This is a genomic window from Natronomonas salinimetallica (assembly GCF_013839515.1).
Classification (GTDB): Archaea; Halobacteriota; Halobacteria; order Halobacteriales; family Haloarculaceae; genus Natronomonas.
This window is the reverse complement of record NZ_JACDNQ010000018.1, coordinates 10,736-24,768: the sequence shown is the minus strand read 5'-3', so window position 1 is coordinate 24,768 and position 14,033 is coordinate 10,736. Positions and strand designations below refer to the sequence as shown.

Genomic DNA, 14,033 nt, shown 5'->3' with positions numbered 1-14,033 from the left:
TTAGGTCCCCCTCCCGCTGGACTGTGACGACCTCCATACGACCGCGACCAGCGTCACGATCGCGAAGAAGATCAGAAAGTCCCGCTGGGAGATCGTCCCCTGAAGGCCGAGCCACCCCAGGACGCCCCCGAGCAGGTGGCCGACGATCACGGGCGAGTCGATCAACCCCGCGATATCAGCGCCGATCTGTGCCAGCTGATCGCCGATCGTCAAGATCACGCCCGTGATCACCACGAGCGCCGATCCCGACCGATCCGCGATGTTCTCGACCGCCTCGTTCGCGTCGTCCGCCTCGCGATACTCATCGACGGACCAGTACACGAGCGTCAACAGCCCGATCACTCCGATTATCACACCGAAGCCCCACAGACTGACCGCCCCCAGTAGGCCGCCTACTGAGACCATGCTCGCCTCCTGGACGTCGTCCGTTGCCTCTCGATCCGCTCTCGATTCTCTCTGTTCATCTATCTAATCGCTCCTGTATCTGATCGATCACATCATCACTCAATTTCACAACGTACAGCCCTGCAACCACCAGCGCCGCCGCCGTCAACGGTTCCTCCGGCAACCATCCGAGTTCCGGCGCGAGCGTGAATCCCGAGATCGACAGCATCGTGAAGATCGTCGGCAGCTGCGTCCACACAACCGCCACGACCGCCTCGATCCAGCCGACCCCCAGCATATGCAGCAACGCCGCTGCTGACGATAGCGCCACCGTCAGCGGATCCGTCAGCACCTCGCGGACGCTCATGAGCTACCACCCGAGAGGAATCCGTCGACGAAGGACAGCCCCGGCAGCGCCGAAACCAGCCCGCGCGCCACCCGGATCGATAGCTCGAACACGACGTACCCCGCGACGATCGCGACCGCCGCCAGGACGAACGGCTGGATCGGTCCCAGCGGCGCCGTCACCGCCTCGAGCAACCCCACGCTCGAGACGACGCCCGACGCCACCGCATCCGGGATCGCCGTCAGCCCCGTCGACAGCGCGCCGCCGGCCGCTCCCAGCGACTCGCCGATCACGCCGAACGGACGACTGATTATCGACGCCAGATCGAACACGAATCCGAAGATCCCGCCGACCAGCACCGGAATCAGCCGCCGCCGGATGAATCGCAGCGGACTGCTCGCGAAATCGACGAGCAGCGACACATAGTCAACCAGCGGCTTAAGATCGAAGATCCAGGTGGGGAGGCCTCCGTCGTCGTCGCCGCCGCCACCGCCGCCGGTGAACTCCCCCGGCTCTGAACTCATCGAACCACCCCGATCGTCCACACGACGATGTACGCACCGACCGCGATCACGACGATCGCGCCGGGGAAGCCGAACGTCTCGACGAGCCAGCCCGCGTCCGGAGACACCGCGCCCGCGAACGCGGACGAACCGTCCGACACGATCCCCGAGAGACTCGACGCCACCGCCAGCGCCGGCTGGATCAGAAACGCATCGAAAAACGATGCGACCAACTCCGCGATCCCCTCGAAGATCGACACGAGCACCACTCCCAACGCCGTCAACCCCGCGTCGGTCCAGTCGACCGTCGAACTCGAATCGTTCAAAAACGGGACCTCCGACCACGCCCGACGCCAGTCAACCATCTCCGACCCCCGTCAACGCCGACTGGTGTTTGGTGCTCCCGATCATGGCCTTAATCGTCGTCCGTCTCCTCCTCGACCCCGAAGAACGGGATATCCGTGAACGTGAACGGGAGCGTGTCCGACGTCTCCTGCCGCTCGAGATAGTTCGCCAGGATGAACGCCCCGACGAACGCAACCCCGATCGCGATCGGAAACGCACCGATCCCGAACACACTCACGTCGCCCGCGGATGCGTCCGCTCCCGCGCCGATTATCCGTCCAGCGCCACCGACGAGGCCGTTGATAACCCCGACCACGCCCGACGCAAGTGCGAACGCCGGGTCGATCAGGATCCGCGAAAACGCCTCGACAGCGTTCGCCAACTGGACGAAAAACGCCGCTATCGGGAGGAACAGCAGCCGCGTCAGCGCCGAATCGAGATCGTTGATCGCGGACACGTCGTTAAGCCGCGAGATCCAGTCCGTACCTCCATCGGCTGCCGACATACGATCAGATCACTCCTCGAGCCCGAGCGAGCAGCGCACCCACGGCGCCCGCGATCGCGCCGAACGGGGAGAGAATCATGTCGAGAATCCCACCGCCGGAGCTCCCGAACTGACCAACGCCACCGACCGCCTGGACCGCCGACTTCTCGTCCTCGGTCACAAGCACCGACTCGTGAACCACGATCTCCTGGCCGACCTGGATCGTCGAATCGAGTTCCACCGTCGTCCCCTCGGACGACAGCGACCCGCTCTTATCCGTCCAGGAGTCGATGTCCTCGAAGTCCGTCCCGGATGCACCTTCAGCGATCTCGACAACGCTGTATCGGTTCTCCGGGACCGACACTTCCTGCTCGAGTGCTGCGTTCGCGTACGACAGATCGTAGGCGTCCGGCAGCTGCAGTCGGTAGTTCGCCTCCTGCCGCCACTCGAAGCTCGGGTAGTTCGTCGCCTCGTCGAACGTCACGTCCACGAGATCGCTGTCGTTATCGAGATCCGACGCCGCGAACTCCATCGGCATCGTGATCCCTGCGATCTCCGCGCTGTCGAACTCGCCGCTCATCGTCGAGACGTCGTGAATCGAGATCGCTCCCGGCTCGGAAACGTCCCGAATCGTGTTCGTCTCGAACTCGTCGTCGTCGTCCGAATCAACCCGCTCCGCACCGAATGACCACTCCGACGTCTTCTGGACGTTCAACGCCGACACGTCGATGTCAGCGTTCCCGTCGACAACGTGAACGTCGATCGACTGAATCTCGCCCATCGCACCGTCACCGCTGCCCTGGACGGACAGCCCGCCGACCTGCTCCTGGAAGACGAAGCCCTCGCCCGTCGTCGCGCCGATCACGTCGGCATCCGAGGCCGTCGCCCCCGAGTCCAGCGTCGCCACGACGTAGTCGCCGTCCGAGTCCGTCGCTCGAAGCTCGAGCGTCGTCCCCGAATCCAGCGTGTTCACGTCCATGACCGCCTGCAGATACCGCTTCTCGACGTCCGACGTCACGCTGAAGTTCCCGAACGTCGCGACCGCCGTGTCGCCGCTCGTCTGCGACGACGTCGAGATCGACACCGCATCAACGCCCGGCGCCGTCTCGCTGTCCGACACCGACATCGAGCCCGCCGACGAGCTCGTGTCCGTCGACCACTCCGACGCATCGAGTGCGCTCACGGAGTCTTTGTCCCGCGGGAACGCCCCCGCGTCGCTGAAGTTGATGTCGCTCGCGACGAACGTGTACGGATTCACCTCGCCCGTCCCGATGTCGTCGACGTCCTCGCTTTTCACCACGGAGGCCGGCAGCGACACGATCTCGCCGCTATCGTCCTCGTACTCGCCGACCGACATTTCGCCGCGATCGAAGCCGTCGACCGTCACGTCCGCCGTGATATACGGATTCTGTGCCGCCTCCGCGTCTTCGTTGAAGTCCGGCGCGGCTGCCACCGGCCCGGTCAGCCCGGCCAACAGCAACAGCGCCACGCCGAAGATTGCGAACAACCGCGACCGCATCACGGACCCCCCCGGATGCGGGTGTACGGTCGTTTACCAAACAACGCTACTGCCGTCTCTGCTCGATGTGCTCTCATAACTGAATCAGTCGCGCTCTCGTGGCGATACCCGAAATCAGAAAACGATGCCGTCTCGCGCAGCTCGTCGACGTACTCTCGAAACGTTTCGGAGAGTTCGATGCCGTCCGGATCCCACTGTGTCAAAACAGACCACCCCCGCCGTCCGCCACTCCTGCCCGCGGACGCGCTCCGAACTCGCGTGCGAGCGGCTGTGTGAAGACTGTACGTGCGTCCGATCCCGCGTTCGTACGGGCGTTTCGATCTTCCATGTCACCTCCAGCCCGTCGACATCCCGCCGTCGAGGGCTTGGCTCCGAACGTGGCTCTCGCGGCAAAACAGATCGGAATGTACCAACGGCGTTCTAACGAGATACTAACCAAATACTGACCGATGACTTATGCCGACCCGCGGTAACTGCTCGATATGCTCGAGGGAGCGCGAAAGATCGGCATGGAAGTACAGGAGATCGGCAACAGCGAAGGCGTCGTGATCCCCGTCGAATGGCGAGAGGATCTCAACATCGACAGCAACGACACGGCCGACGCTGAGTACGATCGCGAAGACCGAACCGTCACGTTCCATTTCTGAGCGGTTCGGGAAAGAAGTAAGAGTCTGTTAAAGTATTCCGGCAGCTTCTATCAGTGTGAGAGCCGATAAAATCACGAGTATGATTGTCAACGCCCGTGACCACGTAGCGTACCGATCCATCGTAGATTCTAATTCCGCGACGGCTTCAGTATTGTCTTGGATATCTGCAATCAGCTGTTGCGTGAAAATCAACTGAGCCTCCGCCTGCGCTTTTGTCATCGAACCGTCAGGGATGTTGTACGTCTTGTCTGCCTGCTTTTTCGCCTTTTCAATTTGGTCTTGGTCAGGCTTTTTCATATCTATGAGGCCGTGCTCTCGGCTTCTATTCCATACAGCTCTGCCCGCTCGAGAGCTCGATTAATCGTCACCCGTGCGCAGTCGAGTTCGCTCGCAGCCTTCCGCTTACTCAGGTTGTTGGACACGACCTCCTGGAGGATCACAACTACGTGGTCGTAATTCGCTCCCTCTATTAAACGGCCGTCGTTCTTCTCAAAGCCCAGCGGTGCTGGGCCGTGGTGGTACTCGTCATTTTGCATTCGCGTCCGAAGCCCCTCACGCGTTCGATTTTGTGCCATCTCGGCTTCGAGCTCCGCGAAGACAGCAAGCATCTGTAGCATTGCTTTTTGATATGGATCATTCTCACCCGGTATCAGTTCGAATCCTTCGCTGATTATATGCAGCTCTGTGCCAGCGTCATCGACGACCCGGTCGACAGTGTCCTCAAAGTCACGGATAGATCGCGCGATTCTCGAAACTGAATGGACTACGATCGCGTCAAACTCCTCAGCGCGCTCAAGCAATTCAGTAAACTCCTGACGGTTCGTGTCCGTCCCTGTCGACTTGTCGCGGAACGTTTCGATTGCTGATCGATCGACGCCGAGGTCTTCGGCGTATTCGATTGTCGCGTGCAGCTGCCGCTTGAGGGACTGGTCCTCTGTCGAGACCCGGACGTAATTGGCTACGCTCACGTACAGGGGATCAAAGTATATAAATAAAACATTTACGAACAGGGTGTACGAGAACTGGCGTTCCCGAACAGGTGAAGCAATTACGAATTGGCTCAGGAAGTATATCCGGACAACCGGTTGACGATCTCCTGTTGGCTCATATCCATGTCAGCAGCGATTTCTTCAGGTGGCTCATTCTGTACCGCAAATCGATAGGCAGCCGTTTCTGTTTCTCCTGACGAGACGATTTTAGTCGGCAGCCTTCCTTTCTCAACCTCTGGCGGACGACCGTTCTGCCGAACCAGTTCTCCATATAGCACCGCCTGTTGTGTATTGCGCTGATTATCCTCGAAATTGTCGAATACCTTCTCCCCATCATCGCCTTTGTATTTCACCGTTCCACCCTTCTCAACCACTTTCCCCTCTCTGAACTCTTTTATCAGCACTTCTGTCGGGGAGATCTTTTCCCACGCCTCCTCGGGATAAAAGTAGACGATCGCACCAAGAACTAAGAATATCGTACCGAGCGATCCGATCGGACCACCGATGTTAGTTGGGTTGATGATCAGGAATAACCCGATCGCGCTGGACCCGATCGCAGCTCGCCGTCGGTTCTCTTCATCATTGAACGGCCCCGGTAACTCTGTTTCCGCATCGCGTCTCGTATCAGGGACGATCTGGTTCGATGTCGGTTCATTGGTGTCGATAGTATCGTCTGTGGTATCTCCCCCACCAAGAACTGGAGCGTATTCATCCAGGAGGTGCTCGCGGCCTTCCTGGATCAGCTCGACGAGATCATCCCCATCAACCAGATTCACGTTGTGATTCGAGGCGTACTCCTCAGCGGTACTGGCGAACGACGAGGTCGTGACGACTACGACGGCGTCAGTCTTTGAATCCTGCTGCCTCAGCGAGAGATACTGCTGGATATCCGGTCGTCCGATAGAATTCCCGTCGGTGTAGCGCTTCGCCTGAATCGCAACCTTCTGATCGACAAGCCCGTCGGATTTCTCACCGATGATATCGACACCCATATCGTTCGATGCCTGCGAAACCTCCGTTTCCCACCCCTGAGACTCCCATAGGTCAGAAACGAAGTACTCGAAATCGTAAGGATCGATGTTCTGTAACCTCCTACGGATTTCGTCCTCCGTCGCTCCTTTGCTCATGTGAACGGCTGGTCGGAGCTTTGAATAATAAAACCCCTCTCCCGGTCGTGGAAGCACCGTACTCGACCATTCCCGGAACCCCTCAACGCCCGTCTTCGCGATCCGCCTCGAGCACGCCCAAGTCGTCGAGCGTCTCCCGGAGGTCGCGTCGCCGCTCCCGATTCGGAACGTGGACGTGTTCCCAGCCCCAAATCGTCCCCTGCGAGACGCCGACCCGCTCGCCGAGCTCGGCTTGGGTCAGCCCAGCGCGTTCACGAGCGCGCTTCAGCTCGCGACCGAGCGGGACGTCAGGCTCGTTCGGATCCATCGGCTCGCTCCTGCCCGTCGAGTTCGATCTCATCGAGGACCTGCATCGCGGTCCGTAGCGACCGGATCGTCGTGTCCGCATCTCGCAGGTTCGCTTCAGCGTCCTGACGCGCGTTGTAGACGCGCGACGTCGAGATATCCAGCTTCTCGGCGATCTCCGAGACCGAGTCGGTCGTCAGATGATACCGGAGCAGGACCTCGGCCTGCCGATCCGTCAACAGCGGAAGGTCGTACTCGAGCAGGTCCGAATCGAGATCACCCTCGCGCTGGTCGATCAGTCGCTGGACGATATCTGTCTCGCTCATTCCTCGTGGGACTGGACCTGGCTCTCGAGTTCGTCGCGGAACTGGTTGAGGAACTCGTGAGCGGCCTCGGAGAGTCGCTGGCCGGCCTCGTCGCCGGGGCTGTAGTGGACGCCCGTGACCTTGTGGAAGTAGCGTCGACCGTGCTCGTCTTCGTAGACCTCGAGTTCCATGTCGTCCCAGGCGTCGCCGGCCTCGAGGCGCTCGTAGACGTCGGGCTGCTCGGCTCGGAGTTCCTCGACAGCCTCGGACCAAGCCTCGTGTTCGAGGTCGGCCTGCGTGCGCTCGTCGAGGGTTTCGAACTGTGCGGCGGCCGTGGTGGACTCAGTTGCTTCCATCATACTTAGTGCATAGAAAGCTATGCACTTAACTCTTTGCATAGAATAGTATGCAAAAGAGGGATTCCACTTCCACCACGCGCTCCCGGCCTTCTTAAGCACCCGCCGAGACGGCCCCCGTAGATGATCGTCGACGCGCGAGCGCTGGACGTCGAAGCCGTCCCCTCCGAGATCCTCCGTCGCAACAACGAACTGAACGCCCTCTCCAGCGGGCTCGAACCACTCCTCGACGGCTATCGCGGCGATCACGCGATGGTCGTCGGGCCGCCCGGCTCCGGCAAGACCGCCTGCGCGCGCTACGCCGTCGGGCAGCTCCGTCGGTCGCTCGTCGACGTCCGCACCCAGTACATCGACTGCTGGCAGCACTCCAGTCGCTTCGCGACGCTGCTGAAGCTGGTCGAAGGCATCGGCCAGTCGATGGACGTCCAGCAGCACTCGACGCCGCACGACGAGCTCCTCCGTCGGATCCGTGACGCCGACGGCCGCCCCTACGTCGTGATCCTCGACGAGGCCGACCAGTTGGACTGTCGCGAGGACATCCTCTACGAGCTCACCAGGCTGCACCACGTCTACACGATCCTGATCTGCAATCGCGAGCGCGACCTCCTGGACGGCCTCGATCGCCGGGTCGTCTCCCGGCTGTCGGGCTGCCAGCGCATCGAGTTCGATAGTTACTCGCGCGACGTCCTCGTCGAAATCCTCCAGCGCCGCGCGGAGATCGCCCTCGAACGCGGCTCCCTGGAGGCGGGCGTCCTCGAGGAGATCGCCGAAGTAGCGGCCGGGGATGCCCGCGTCGCGATCCGGACTTTGGCGGAGGCGGCGAAGTGCGCCGATCGGGAGAGTCGGCAGATCCGATCCGACGACGTCGAGCAGGCCAACGTCGACGCGCTCGACTCGCTGCTCCAGGTCGTCATCTCGAAGCTCACCCGCCACCAGCGCGTGCTGTACTACGCGATGCGCGACGGCGACCAGGAGCGCTGGTCCATCAGCGAGTTGCACGACGTCTACGCCGACGAGGTCGACAACCCGCGCACCAAGAAGACCGTCAAACGCTACCTGAAGAAGATGGCCCACTACGAGGCCGTCGGCTTCGAGGGTGAGGCGCGCGGCCGTGAGTACTGGGCGAAGACGTGAATTAGTGAAGTAGGTGTGCTGACCACAGGCTTAAACACCTGATAGCGAGAAGATAGTAGTATGAGTGATGCTTCGTCAGAGACTGAAGAAATCGAAGTGAAGCACACGAAATCGGATAACTACCGTCTTATCCCTGCAAACGGCGTCAGCGGTGGCATCCAGCCACAGGGTGAACTAAAGATGGAGTTCACATACGATCATAACTACAAGACGAACACCGAGTACTACAATCCAGATTCTGGTAAGCTGAGCGAAATACGAATGGATGGTCACTTAGAACGTGAGCATCAGGTTGGTGTGACGATGGAACAGAGGGAGGCCTACGAGACTGCGCTGTGGATACTCACACGCATTCTGGGGGAAAATGTTACACAGCAGGACGTCGATGATGTGATTACGCAACTCGCTGAGGAGACTGAACAATAATGAGTCAAACCAGCAAACCACCGGAAAAAGACGGCGAGAGTAGTGTCCAAAAGATAGACGTTGATCGGCTATCGGAGCAGAAGCAACCAGAGCCTCGCAGCAAAGATCAGGAAGCTCGAATACAGGAGATACTTGAAGAACTTGGCGAGTCTGAGCCAGACCGCAGTGGGCCTCTGGCGAAAGAAGAGCGATTAGAGGAAGCCGAGCAGTTGATGGCTGAGAGCGAGCCAGTTGATCTTGACCTCTCTGTGGGTGAGCTCGTCAAGGTTTCTCCAGAGCTTATCATCGAGCGAACGGAAACCGGGTTCAATAGCTACGTTGTCGTTGAGTAATGGCCGATATCAACTTTCCACTCGGGGAGTCTCCTTATCGGCGCGAAGTGAAGAAAGTCAAGAGCGAGCGTTCTGAGTTCGAGATCTGTAACATCAACGAACGTGTCATCAGCCGACTTCCGTTCAACAAAAAGTACCTATACGTTCATCTAAAAGAAGAGGAGAGCGGCAACACCTATTGGGATATTCTGTTGGTGAAGTCTGGTGAGCCAGAACACTTCACCCTCGGCAAGGAAGACGAAGAGTAGATCTACTCGTCGTCCGGCAGCTTCAGATCCTCAGCGGCCAGATCGCCCGAGAGGTACTTTCGGCCCTTCTCAGTGATCCGATAGTAACCCGCATCGCTCTCTTTTTTTAATAGGCCTCGATCGACTAAACCACTCCTCATACGTCGAGCGACCGTTTCTTTGCTTTTATCGGTTGCTTCGTAAACCTCCGTGAGGTTCCAGTGTACAAGCGCCGGGCTAAAAAATACCCCATCGTCCTGCTTCTCGAAGAACTCCAAGACGATGTTATCGACTTCGTTCATACCCGACACCCGAGGGCGCATACCCTCGAATTAACGGCCAATTTGTTAGTTTCAACGGTGCTGCACGGTGTTGGCAGTATTCGGCTCATATCTGTGCTATACAACACAAAATTATAAGTGTTCTCCATAGAACTGTGCTAAATGCAACAGCACCCGGCCCTCTCGGCGTCGTGGGCTTCGGAAAAGGTTCCGGCGCGGTGGTGGCACACCGGCCGGGTGTCGTTGCGCCAGACATGAACCCGAACGACTCCCACCGGCATAAGACTCCGGACGCGACCGCGGAACTGGACACCGAACTGGACACCCCAGATTCGGTCGAAGAACAGCCCCAGAGTGGCTTCGCGACGCGAATCGCGAGAACTGGACATTCTGGACAGACCCCTCAGAGACCTATGACAGCAACAGCACACGCCACGAGTATGGCAACGCAACCGACCCGTCGATCCGATGCCCCGATCGGCACGAGCCCCTCGAACGCGACCAGCTTCGCGATCTACCCGCGCGAGCTCGGCGTCGCGATGGCCGACGCGCCCGAGCGCGTCGCCGTCGACCTGCGGCTCCCCGTCGAACTGCACGTCCGCACGCCGACCCGACAGTTCCGCTTCGAGTTCGTCGACGATCCCCACGAGACCGCCGAGGTCGCCTACGTGGAGGTCGTCCGCTCGCGCTTCGATCCGGACGACGATGACCAACCGCAGTGCGTCCCCGGCTGGATGCCCGCGATCATCGCCTACGTCGGCTTCGAGATCGCCGACAGCGGGGTGCTCCGATGAGCCAGCGCTGGTACGCTGTCGGAAGCGATCTCTACGAAACGCTCGACGAGGCCATCGAAGAGGCTCACTACCCCGGCGATGTGCTCGTCCTCGAGGACATCAGTTACCTCGACGATCTGGCTCAGAGTGGCGAAATCCCAACCGATGGTGATTCCCGATGAGCGCCGAGAAGATCCTCCCAGGCGGCGTCGACCGCGAGGCGCTCGCCGACGTCTTCGATCGCACTGATGGGAACATCTCTGCTTGCGCACGGGAGCTCGACGTCGGCTGGACGACCGCCGCCAGGGCGGCCGAAGAGGTCGGCCTCTACGAGCGAGACCCGTGTCTCGCGAGGAAGCTCCAGGAGGCCGATTCGTGATGAGCGCCGCCCCCGAGACGATCACGGTCGACGGCGCCGAGCGCGACGACCCGGTCACGATCACCTGCGCGAAGCAAGAGGCCGAGTTCCACGTCGACACCGACGCCGAACTGACACACTGCCCCGGCTGTGGCTGGAGGCTCCGACGATGACGGACGATGGCTCCACGCACGTCGCCGACGGCGGTTTTGATCAGTCTACGGGCGCCACTGACCAGATTCCCGACGAGTGTATCACCTGCGGAGGGGAGCCGATCCCGGCAGGAAACGACTGTTGGGAGTGCCCCGACTGTGGACTGACCGGCTGCGGTATCAGCGGATGCGAGCACGGAGGCGGTCGCGATGCCTGAGGACGGTACTGAGCGCCGCTCTCCCGCATCAACTCGGAGTCTCGCCGAGTCCCTGAAGTTGACCGCTGAAGCGGAGGAGAAGCACGACACCTGCCCTGAGTGCGGCGAGGAGTACGTCGGGACGGACACAACGCTAGCCGGCGACGTGCTTTTCATTCACCAAGAGGACCCGCTGGACTACTGCGAACTACAGCCGGATACCGAACGGTCCGAGGGTGCCGATCGCGGAGACAGTATCGAAACAGATGGCGGCCAAGAGATCCCGCGCCTCGAGGCCGCCGAGGGCGAGATCTGCACCGGCGCGATTGTCGTCGACCTCTCCAGTGGGAAGGCGCTCCAGGTCGTCGGTAAGTCCGCGAAGACCGTCGGCGAGCATCGACAGACGCGCTCGGACGCGACGGCGGAGATGTTCGGCGCGGAGCCCGACGAGCCGGTCTACCAGTGCGTGTTCCTGCCCGACGGCGAGAAGCTGACGCCGCCGACCAAGACGTACGCCTACCCCGAGAGCCGCCTGCTTCGGTACCCCGTCGAGAACGCGACCGAGCACGCGGGCGGCATCCAGATGTGGCTCCGGTCGGCGTTCATCGATGAGCTCGCCGAGGGCGTCGCAGACGACACATCGTTCAGTTTCCAGTTCGAGGCAGAGCTTCGAGAGCTGCTCACCGACGTCTACTCGTCCGATCTCGCTGCAACGTTTGAGGAACTCGTCGCGGTCAAGCGGGGGGAGTCGGAATGAGCAGCACGACCTCCACAGAGCCCGGCAGGCATATCGAGCAGGACTTCGCGAACATGCTCCGGTACAACCGCGAGATGGCGATGAAGTTGCCCGATGCCGAGCGGACGTTCGCGCTTCAGGAGACCAACCTCTCGAAGAGCGAACTGCAGAAACTGCATCAGGCCGGCGCGATCGATCGCGTTGAGCGTGAACGCTCCGTTTGTGAGACGGGCGTGACCTACCGGCGCTGGCGCTGGCAAACGGTCGACCGCGTCGCCGCCTGGATCGAGGACTACTTCGACGACGCGCCGGAGTGTCCCGGCGAGGACTGCTATTCGACGGGCGTTCGCTGTCTCGAACCCAGGGAGCGCTATACCTGCTCGAACGACGGTTGCACAGAGACGTTCGGCCCCGATGTCGCTCGGGAGTTGATCGGGCGATGACCGAGGACGATCCGACGTTCTCGATGGACGTCAAGATCCAGCGCGGGAACGGGACCGACGACCGAGACACGCTGAAGGCGACCGTCCAGGCGGACGACCTGCAGACTCTCGACGCGCGCCGCGAAGCGATGACGAAGCGCCTCGAGGAGCAGGCTGCGCAGATCCGGGCGATCCAGCCCGACGACACGACGGTCGATCGGCTCACGGACGATCAGACGACCCTCGCCGAGCAGGAGGCTGAAGATTGATGGCCGACTCCGTCAGCCCTGCCGGAGAGATCTACGTCGTCGTGGGAGAAGCGGGTCAGCCGCAGGTCGCCTACGAGCGCAAGGCCGATGCAGAGGCTCTTCGCGATGAGTGGCGAGACGACTACCCGAGAATCCGGGCAGAGGTTCGCGAGATCACACTTTACGAACCGGAGGGAGAGGACTGATGCCGCCGGGACAGCCCGTCCGGCGCTGCGCCGAGTGCGGCTTCCTCCGACCGACGCGCCCGTTCGAGGGCGAGTGGCTGTGTCTGGAGTGCGCGCCGATCGAGCCGGTCGCCGACCAGGCGGCGGTCGCGACCGACGGAGGTGAGCGGTGAGCGATGACCGTCGTTCCGCTGCGGAGGACCTCAGCGTCGCCGACGCCGTCAAACGCTACCTCCGGCGGATCCGCCGCGACAGGGCCGACTCGACGGTCCAGACCTACCGACTCGACCTCCGGCAGTTCGTCCAGTGGTGCGATGCCGAGGAGATCGAGCAGGTTTCGGAGCTCTCCGGGCTCGACTTCGAGCTGTACCAAGACGACCGGGCGGCGGAGATCAGCCCCAGCAGCCTCGAGAACCAGATGGGCTTGCTCAAGCGCTTCATCGAGTTCTGCGAGGACATCGGGGCGGTTCGCGAGGACCTCCACGAGACGATCCACGTCCCGCGGGCGACTCCCGACGAGCAGTCTCGCGATGAGAAGCTCACGACGGAGGCCGCGACCGACCTGTTGTTGCACTTTCGCGACGAGTCGAACGGCCTCTTCGGGACGAAGTGGCACGCCGTCCTCGAGGTCATCTGGCATACGGGCGCTCGAATCGGGGGCGTTCGTGCGCTCGACCTCGGCGATTACGACAGTGAGTTTCAGATCCTCGAGTTCAGGCATCGGCCGCGACAGGGGACGCCGCTCAAGAACAAGCTCGACGGGGAGCGAGACGTCGCGATCCTGCCGGAGGTCGCCGAGGCGCTCGATCGCTACCTCCAGGAGCATCGTTGGGACCGCCACGACGAGGAGGGGCGTGCGCCGCTGTTCACGACGCGCTCGACGCAGGGCCGTCCGTCCCCGGGCACGTTCCGCTCGTGGATGTACCAGGCCACCCAGCCCTGCTGGCACACCGATGAGCCCTGCCCGCACGACAAGCGTCGAGAGACCTGCGGGTGGACGTCCTCGGAGTCCGCGAGCCAGTGTCCGTCCTCGAGGCCGCCGCACGCTGTTCGGACGGGTGCGATCACTTTCCATCGCGATCGCGGCTTCGATCCCCAGGATACCTCCGAGCGGGTCAACGCCTCGATGCGGACGATCGAGAAGCACTACGACAAGGCCGAGCGCCGGCAGAAAATGGAGAATCGACGCCGACCGCAACTCGACAAACTTTCACTCGACGATGATGCTTCAGACCACGACTGAGACCAGCTGTATCGCGCGACAGATCAAGG

Annotated in this window: 28 protein-coding genes; 15 read left to right on the top strand and 13 right to left on the bottom strand. The window is 61.4% G+C overall.

Translation table 11 applies throughout. From position 1 onward, the window contains the following. From HZR14_RS12885 to HZR14_RS12860, 6 genes are read right to left on the bottom strand one after another with little or no spacing between them, the layout of a single operon-like run. Window positions 1–405, bottom strand: coding sequence for a hypothetical protein (locus HZR14_RS12885; protein WP_181693286.1), 405 nt, complete (start codon window positions 403–405; stop codon window positions 1–3). Window positions 406–460: 55 nt separating this feature from the next. Continuing rightward, the gene (locus HZR14_RS12880) at window positions 461–751 is read right to left on the bottom strand and encodes a hypothetical protein (RefSeq protein ID WP_181693285.1); all 291 of its coding nucleotides are present in this window, start codon (window positions 749–751) and stop codon (window positions 461–463) included. Further along, window positions 748–1,254 carry a hypothetical protein gene (locus tag HZR14_RS12875; RefSeq protein WP_181693284.1) on the bottom strand — a complete coding sequence of 169 codons (507 nt, stop codon included), beginning with the start codon at window positions 1,252–1,254 and terminating at the stop codon, window positions 748–750. Before HZR14_RS12875 ends, HZR14_RS12880 begins: the two co-directional genes overlap by 4 nt. After that, window positions 1,251–1,598, bottom strand: coding sequence for a hypothetical protein (locus HZR14_RS12870; protein ID WP_181693283.1), 348 nt, complete (start codon window positions 1,596–1,598; stop codon window positions 1,251–1,253). Before HZR14_RS12870 ends, HZR14_RS12875 begins: the two co-directional genes overlap by 4 nt. A gap of 50 nt (window positions 1,599–1,648) precedes the next feature. Further along, window positions 1,649–2,083 (bottom strand): hypothetical protein, encoded by a 435-nt coding sequence (locus tag HZR14_RS12865; protein ID WP_181693282.1) that lies wholly within the window; start codon window positions 2,081–2,083, stop codon window positions 1,649–1,651. Window positions 2,084–2,087: 4 nt separating this feature from the next. After that, a complete protein-coding gene (locus tag HZR14_RS12860) occupies window positions 2,088–3,581 on the bottom strand; it encodes a hypothetical protein (protein ID WP_181693281.1) in 1,494 nt (497 codons plus the stop codon). A 482-nt stretch (window positions 3,582–4,063) separates the two neighbouring features. Between HZR14_RS12860 and HZR14_RS12855 the strand changes: the two genes are divergently transcribed. After that, window positions 4,064–4,228 (top strand): AbrB/MazE/SpoVT family DNA-binding domain-containing protein, encoded by a 165-nt coding sequence (locus HZR14_RS12855; protein ID WP_181693280.1) that lies wholly within the window; start codon window positions 4,064–4,066, stop codon window positions 4,226–4,228. Between the two features lie 27 nt (window positions 4,229–4,255). On the opposite strand, the gene HZR14_RS12850 is transcribed toward HZR14_RS12855, so the two are convergent. The 6 genes from HZR14_RS12850 to HZR14_RS12825 form a co-directional block, all read right to left on the bottom strand. After that, window positions 4,256–4,525: a hypothetical protein gene (locus HZR14_RS12850; RefSeq protein ID WP_181693279.1), complete on the bottom strand. Its 270-nt coding sequence runs from the start codon at window positions 4,523–4,525 to the stop codon at window positions 4,256–4,258. Between the two features lie 2 nt (window positions 4,526–4,527). Beyond that, the gene (locus tag HZR14_RS12845) at window positions 4,528–5,196 is read right to left on the bottom strand and encodes a recombinase family protein (protein WP_181693278.1); all 669 of its coding nucleotides are present in this window, start codon (window positions 5,194–5,196) and stop codon (window positions 4,528–4,530) included. Between the two features lie 92 nt (window positions 5,197–5,288). Further along, the gene (locus HZR14_RS12840) at window positions 5,289–6,344 is read right to left on the bottom strand and encodes a restriction endonuclease (protein WP_181693277.1); all 1,056 of its coding nucleotides are present in this window, start codon (window positions 6,342–6,344) and stop codon (window positions 5,289–5,291) included. Window positions 6,345–6,426: 82 nt separating this feature from the next. Further along, window positions 6,427–6,651: a helix-turn-helix transcriptional regulator gene (locus HZR14_RS12835; RefSeq protein WP_181693276.1), complete on the bottom strand. Its 225-nt coding sequence runs from the start codon at window positions 6,649–6,651 to the stop codon at window positions 6,427–6,429. Beyond that, window positions 6,632–6,955 carry a sigma factor-like helix-turn-helix DNA-binding protein gene (locus tag HZR14_RS12830; RefSeq protein ID WP_181693275.1) on the bottom strand — a complete coding sequence of 108 codons (324 nt, stop codon included), beginning with the start codon at window positions 6,953–6,955 and terminating at the stop codon, window positions 6,632–6,634. The genes HZR14_RS12835 and HZR14_RS12830 overlap by 20 nt, the downstream gene beginning before the upstream one ends. Continuing rightward, window positions 6,952–7,293, bottom strand: coding sequence for a hypothetical protein (locus tag HZR14_RS12825; protein WP_181693274.1), 342 nt, complete (start codon window positions 7,291–7,293; stop codon window positions 6,952–6,954). Before HZR14_RS12825 ends, HZR14_RS12830 begins: the two co-directional genes overlap by 4 nt. 120 nt (window positions 7,294–7,413) lie before the next feature. On the opposite strand from HZR14_RS12825, the gene HZR14_RS12820 reads away from it, so the two are divergent. From HZR14_RS12820 to HZR14_RS12805, 4 genes are read left to right on the top strand one after another with little or no spacing between them, the layout of a single operon-like run. After that, window positions 7,414–8,424, top strand: a complete 1,011-nt coding sequence (locus tag HZR14_RS12820) for a Cdc6/Cdc18 family protein (protein WP_181693273.1) — start codon at window positions 7,414–7,416, stop codon at window positions 8,422–8,424. 60 nt (window positions 8,425–8,484) lie between these two features. Further along, a complete protein-coding gene (locus HZR14_RS12815; protein WP_181693272.1) occupies window positions 8,485–8,850 on the top strand; it encodes a hypothetical protein in 366 nt (121 codons plus the stop codon). Beyond that, a complete protein-coding gene (locus tag HZR14_RS12810) occupies window positions 8,850–9,182 on the top strand; it encodes a hypothetical protein (RefSeq protein ID WP_181693271.1) in 333 nt (110 codons plus the stop codon). The genes HZR14_RS12815 and HZR14_RS12810 overlap by 1 nt, the downstream gene beginning before the upstream one ends. Continuing rightward, window positions 9,182–9,430: a hypothetical protein gene (locus HZR14_RS12805; RefSeq protein WP_181693270.1), complete on the top strand. Its 249-nt coding sequence runs from the start codon at window positions 9,182–9,184 to the stop codon at window positions 9,428–9,430. Before HZR14_RS12810 ends, HZR14_RS12805 begins: the two co-directional genes overlap by 1 nt. A 2-nt stretch (window positions 9,431–9,432) precedes the next feature. On the opposite strand, the gene HZR14_RS12800 is transcribed toward HZR14_RS12805, so the two are convergent. Further along, window positions 9,433–9,732 carry an IclR family transcriptional regulator gene (locus HZR14_RS12800; RefSeq protein WP_181693269.1) on the bottom strand — a complete coding sequence of 100 codons (300 nt, stop codon included), beginning with the start codon at window positions 9,730–9,732 and terminating at the stop codon, window positions 9,433–9,435. 398 nt (window positions 9,733–10,130) lie between these two features. Here HZR14_RS12800 and HZR14_RS12795 point away from each other — a divergent pair, with 398 nt between their 5' ends. The 10 genes from HZR14_RS12795 to HZR14_RS12750 all read left to right on the top strand — a co-directional run bounded on the left by HZR14_RS12795 (window position 10,131) and on the right by HZR14_RS12750 (window position 14,004). Continuing rightward, window positions 10,131–10,484, top strand: coding sequence for a hypothetical protein (locus HZR14_RS12795; protein WP_181693268.1), 354 nt, complete (start codon window positions 10,131–10,133; stop codon window positions 10,482–10,484). Beyond that, window positions 10,481–10,645, top strand: coding sequence for a hypothetical protein (locus HZR14_RS12790; RefSeq protein WP_181693267.1), 165 nt, complete (start codon window positions 10,481–10,483; stop codon window positions 10,643–10,645). The genes HZR14_RS12795 and HZR14_RS12790 overlap by 4 nt, the downstream gene beginning before the upstream one ends. Continuing rightward, window positions 10,642–10,842: a hypothetical protein gene (locus HZR14_RS12785; protein WP_181693266.1), complete on the top strand. Its 201-nt coding sequence runs from the start codon at window positions 10,642–10,644 to the stop codon at window positions 10,840–10,842. The genes HZR14_RS12790 and HZR14_RS12785 overlap by 4 nt, the downstream gene beginning before the upstream one ends. Further along, window positions 10,842–10,994: a hypothetical protein gene (locus HZR14_RS12780; RefSeq protein ID WP_181693265.1), complete on the top strand. Its 153-nt coding sequence runs from the start codon at window positions 10,842–10,844 to the stop codon at window positions 10,992–10,994. Before HZR14_RS12785 ends, HZR14_RS12780 begins: the two co-directional genes overlap by 1 nt. A 189-nt stretch (window positions 10,995–11,183) precedes the next feature. Continuing rightward, window positions 11,184–11,927: a hypothetical protein gene (locus HZR14_RS12775; protein ID WP_181693264.1), complete on the top strand. Its 744-nt coding sequence runs from the start codon at window positions 11,184–11,186 to the stop codon at window positions 11,925–11,927. Then, complete coding sequence (locus HZR14_RS12770; RefSeq protein ID WP_181693263.1) at window positions 11,924–12,349, top strand: hypothetical protein; 426 nt, start codon at window positions 11,924–11,926, stop codon at window positions 12,347–12,349. The genes HZR14_RS12775 and HZR14_RS12770 overlap by 4 nt, the downstream gene beginning before the upstream one ends. Continuing rightward, entirely contained in the window at window positions 12,346–12,597 is a 252-nt protein-coding gene (locus tag HZR14_RS12765) for a DUF7389 domain-containing protein (RefSeq protein WP_181693262.1), read from the top strand. Before HZR14_RS12770 ends, HZR14_RS12765 begins: the two co-directional genes overlap by 4 nt. Then, entirely contained in the window at window positions 12,597–12,782 is a 186-nt protein-coding gene (locus HZR14_RS12760; protein WP_181693261.1) for a hypothetical protein, read from the top strand. The genes HZR14_RS12765 and HZR14_RS12760 overlap by 1 nt, the downstream gene beginning before the upstream one ends. Continuing rightward, complete coding sequence (locus HZR14_RS12755; protein ID WP_181693260.1) at window positions 12,782–12,934, top strand: hypothetical protein; 153 nt, start codon at window positions 12,782–12,784, stop codon at window positions 12,932–12,934. The genes HZR14_RS12760 and HZR14_RS12755 overlap by 1 nt, the downstream gene beginning before the upstream one ends. Next, window positions 12,931–14,004, top strand: a complete 1,074-nt coding sequence (locus tag HZR14_RS12750; RefSeq protein ID WP_181693259.1) for a tyrosine-type recombinase/integrase — start codon at window positions 12,931–12,933, stop codon at window positions 14,002–14,004. Before HZR14_RS12755 ends, HZR14_RS12750 begins: the two co-directional genes overlap by 4 nt. Window positions 14,005–14,033 lie beyond the last annotated feature (29 nt).

What these genes read in the sequence shown, in the direction of transcription:
- HZR14_RS12885 (WP_181693286.1), bottom strand. Translation starts at nt 405, where the DNA reads ATGGTCTCAGTAGGCGGCCTACTGGGGGCGGTCAGTCTGTGGGGCTTC.
- HZR14_RS12880 (WP_181693285.1), bottom strand. Translation starts at nt 751, where the DNA reads ATGAGCGTCCGCGAGGTGCTGACGGATCCGCTGACGGTGGCGCTATCG.
- HZR14_RS12875 (WP_181693284.1), bottom strand. Translation starts at nt 1,254, where the DNA reads ATGAGTTCAGAGCCGGGGGAGTTCACCGGCGGCGGTGGCGGCGGCGAC.
- HZR14_RS12870 (WP_181693283.1), bottom strand. Translation starts at nt 1,598, where the DNA reads ATGGTTGACTGGCGTCGGGCGTGGTCGGAGGTCCCGTTTTTGAACGAT.
- HZR14_RS12865 (WP_181693282.1), bottom strand. Translation starts at nt 2,083, where the DNA reads ATGTCGGCAGCCGATGGAGGTACGGACTGGATCTCGCGGCTTAACGAC.
- HZR14_RS12860 (WP_181693281.1), bottom strand. Translation starts at nt 3,581, where the DNA reads ATGCGGTCGCGGTTGTTCGCAATCTTCGGCGTGGCGCTGTTGCTGTTG.
- HZR14_RS12855 (WP_181693280.1), top strand. Translation starts at nt 4,064, where the DNA reads ATGCTCGAGGGAGCGCGAAAGATCGGCATGGAAGTACAGGAGATCGGC.
- HZR14_RS12850 (WP_181693279.1), bottom strand. Translation starts at nt 4,525, where the DNA reads ATGAAAAAGCCTGACCAAGACCAAATTGAAAAGGCGAAAAAGCAGGCA.
- HZR14_RS12840 (WP_181693277.1), bottom strand. Translation starts at nt 6,344, where the DNA reads ATGAGCAAAGGAGCGACGGAGGACGAAATCCGTAGGAGGTTACAGAAC.
- HZR14_RS12835 (WP_181693276.1), bottom strand. Translation starts at nt 6,651, where the DNA reads ATGGATCCGAACGAGCCTGACGTCCCGCTCGGTCGCGAGCTGAAGCGC.
- HZR14_RS12830 (WP_181693275.1), bottom strand. Translation starts at nt 6,955, where the DNA reads ATGAGCGAGACAGATATCGTCCAGCGACTGATCGACCAGCGCGAGGGT.
- HZR14_RS12825 (WP_181693274.1), bottom strand. Translation starts at nt 7,293, where the DNA reads ATGATGGAAGCAACTGAGTCCACCACGGCCGCCGCACAGTTCGAAACC.
- HZR14_RS12820 (WP_181693273.1), top strand. Translation starts at nt 7,414, where the DNA reads ATGATCGTCGACGCGCGAGCGCTGGACGTCGAAGCCGTCCCCTCCGAG.
- HZR14_RS12815 (WP_181693272.1), top strand. Translation starts at nt 8,485, where the DNA reads ATGAGTGATGCTTCGTCAGAGACTGAAGAAATCGAAGTGAAGCACACG.
- HZR14_RS12810 (WP_181693271.1), top strand. Translation starts at nt 8,850, where the DNA reads ATGAGTCAAACCAGCAAACCACCGGAAAAAGACGGCGAGAGTAGTGTC.
- HZR14_RS12805 (WP_181693270.1), top strand. Translation starts at nt 9,182, where the DNA reads ATGGCCGATATCAACTTTCCACTCGGGGAGTCTCCTTATCGGCGCGAA.
- HZR14_RS12800 (WP_181693269.1), bottom strand. Translation starts at nt 9,732, where the DNA reads ATGCGCCCTCGGGTGTCGGGTATGAACGAAGTCGATAACATCGTCTTG.
- HZR14_RS12795 (WP_181693268.1), top strand. Translation starts at nt 10,131, where the DNA reads ATGGCAACGCAACCGACCCGTCGATCCGATGCCCCGATCGGCACGAGC.
- HZR14_RS12790 (WP_181693267.1), top strand. Translation starts at nt 10,481, where the DNA reads ATGAGCCAGCGCTGGTACGCTGTCGGAAGCGATCTCTACGAAACGCTC.
- HZR14_RS12785 (WP_181693266.1), top strand. Translation starts at nt 10,642, where the DNA reads ATGAGCGCCGAGAAGATCCTCCCAGGCGGCGTCGACCGCGAGGCGCTC.
- HZR14_RS12780 (WP_181693265.1), top strand. Translation starts at nt 10,842, where the DNA reads ATGAGCGCCGCCCCCGAGACGATCACGGTCGACGGCGCCGAGCGCGAC.
- HZR14_RS12775 (WP_181693264.1), top strand. Translation starts at nt 11,184, where the DNA reads ATGCCTGAGGACGGTACTGAGCGCCGCTCTCCCGCATCAACTCGGAGT.
- HZR14_RS12770 (WP_181693263.1), top strand. Translation starts at nt 11,924, where the DNA reads ATGAGCAGCACGACCTCCACAGAGCCCGGCAGGCATATCGAGCAGGAC.
- HZR14_RS12765 (WP_181693262.1), top strand. Translation starts at nt 12,346, where the DNA reads ATGACCGAGGACGATCCGACGTTCTCGATGGACGTCAAGATCCAGCGC.
- HZR14_RS12760 (WP_181693261.1), top strand. Translation starts at nt 12,597, where the DNA reads ATGGCCGACTCCGTCAGCCCTGCCGGAGAGATCTACGTCGTCGTGGGA.
- HZR14_RS12755 (WP_181693260.1), top strand. Translation starts at nt 12,782, where the DNA reads ATGCCGCCGGGACAGCCCGTCCGGCGCTGCGCCGAGTGCGGCTTCCTC.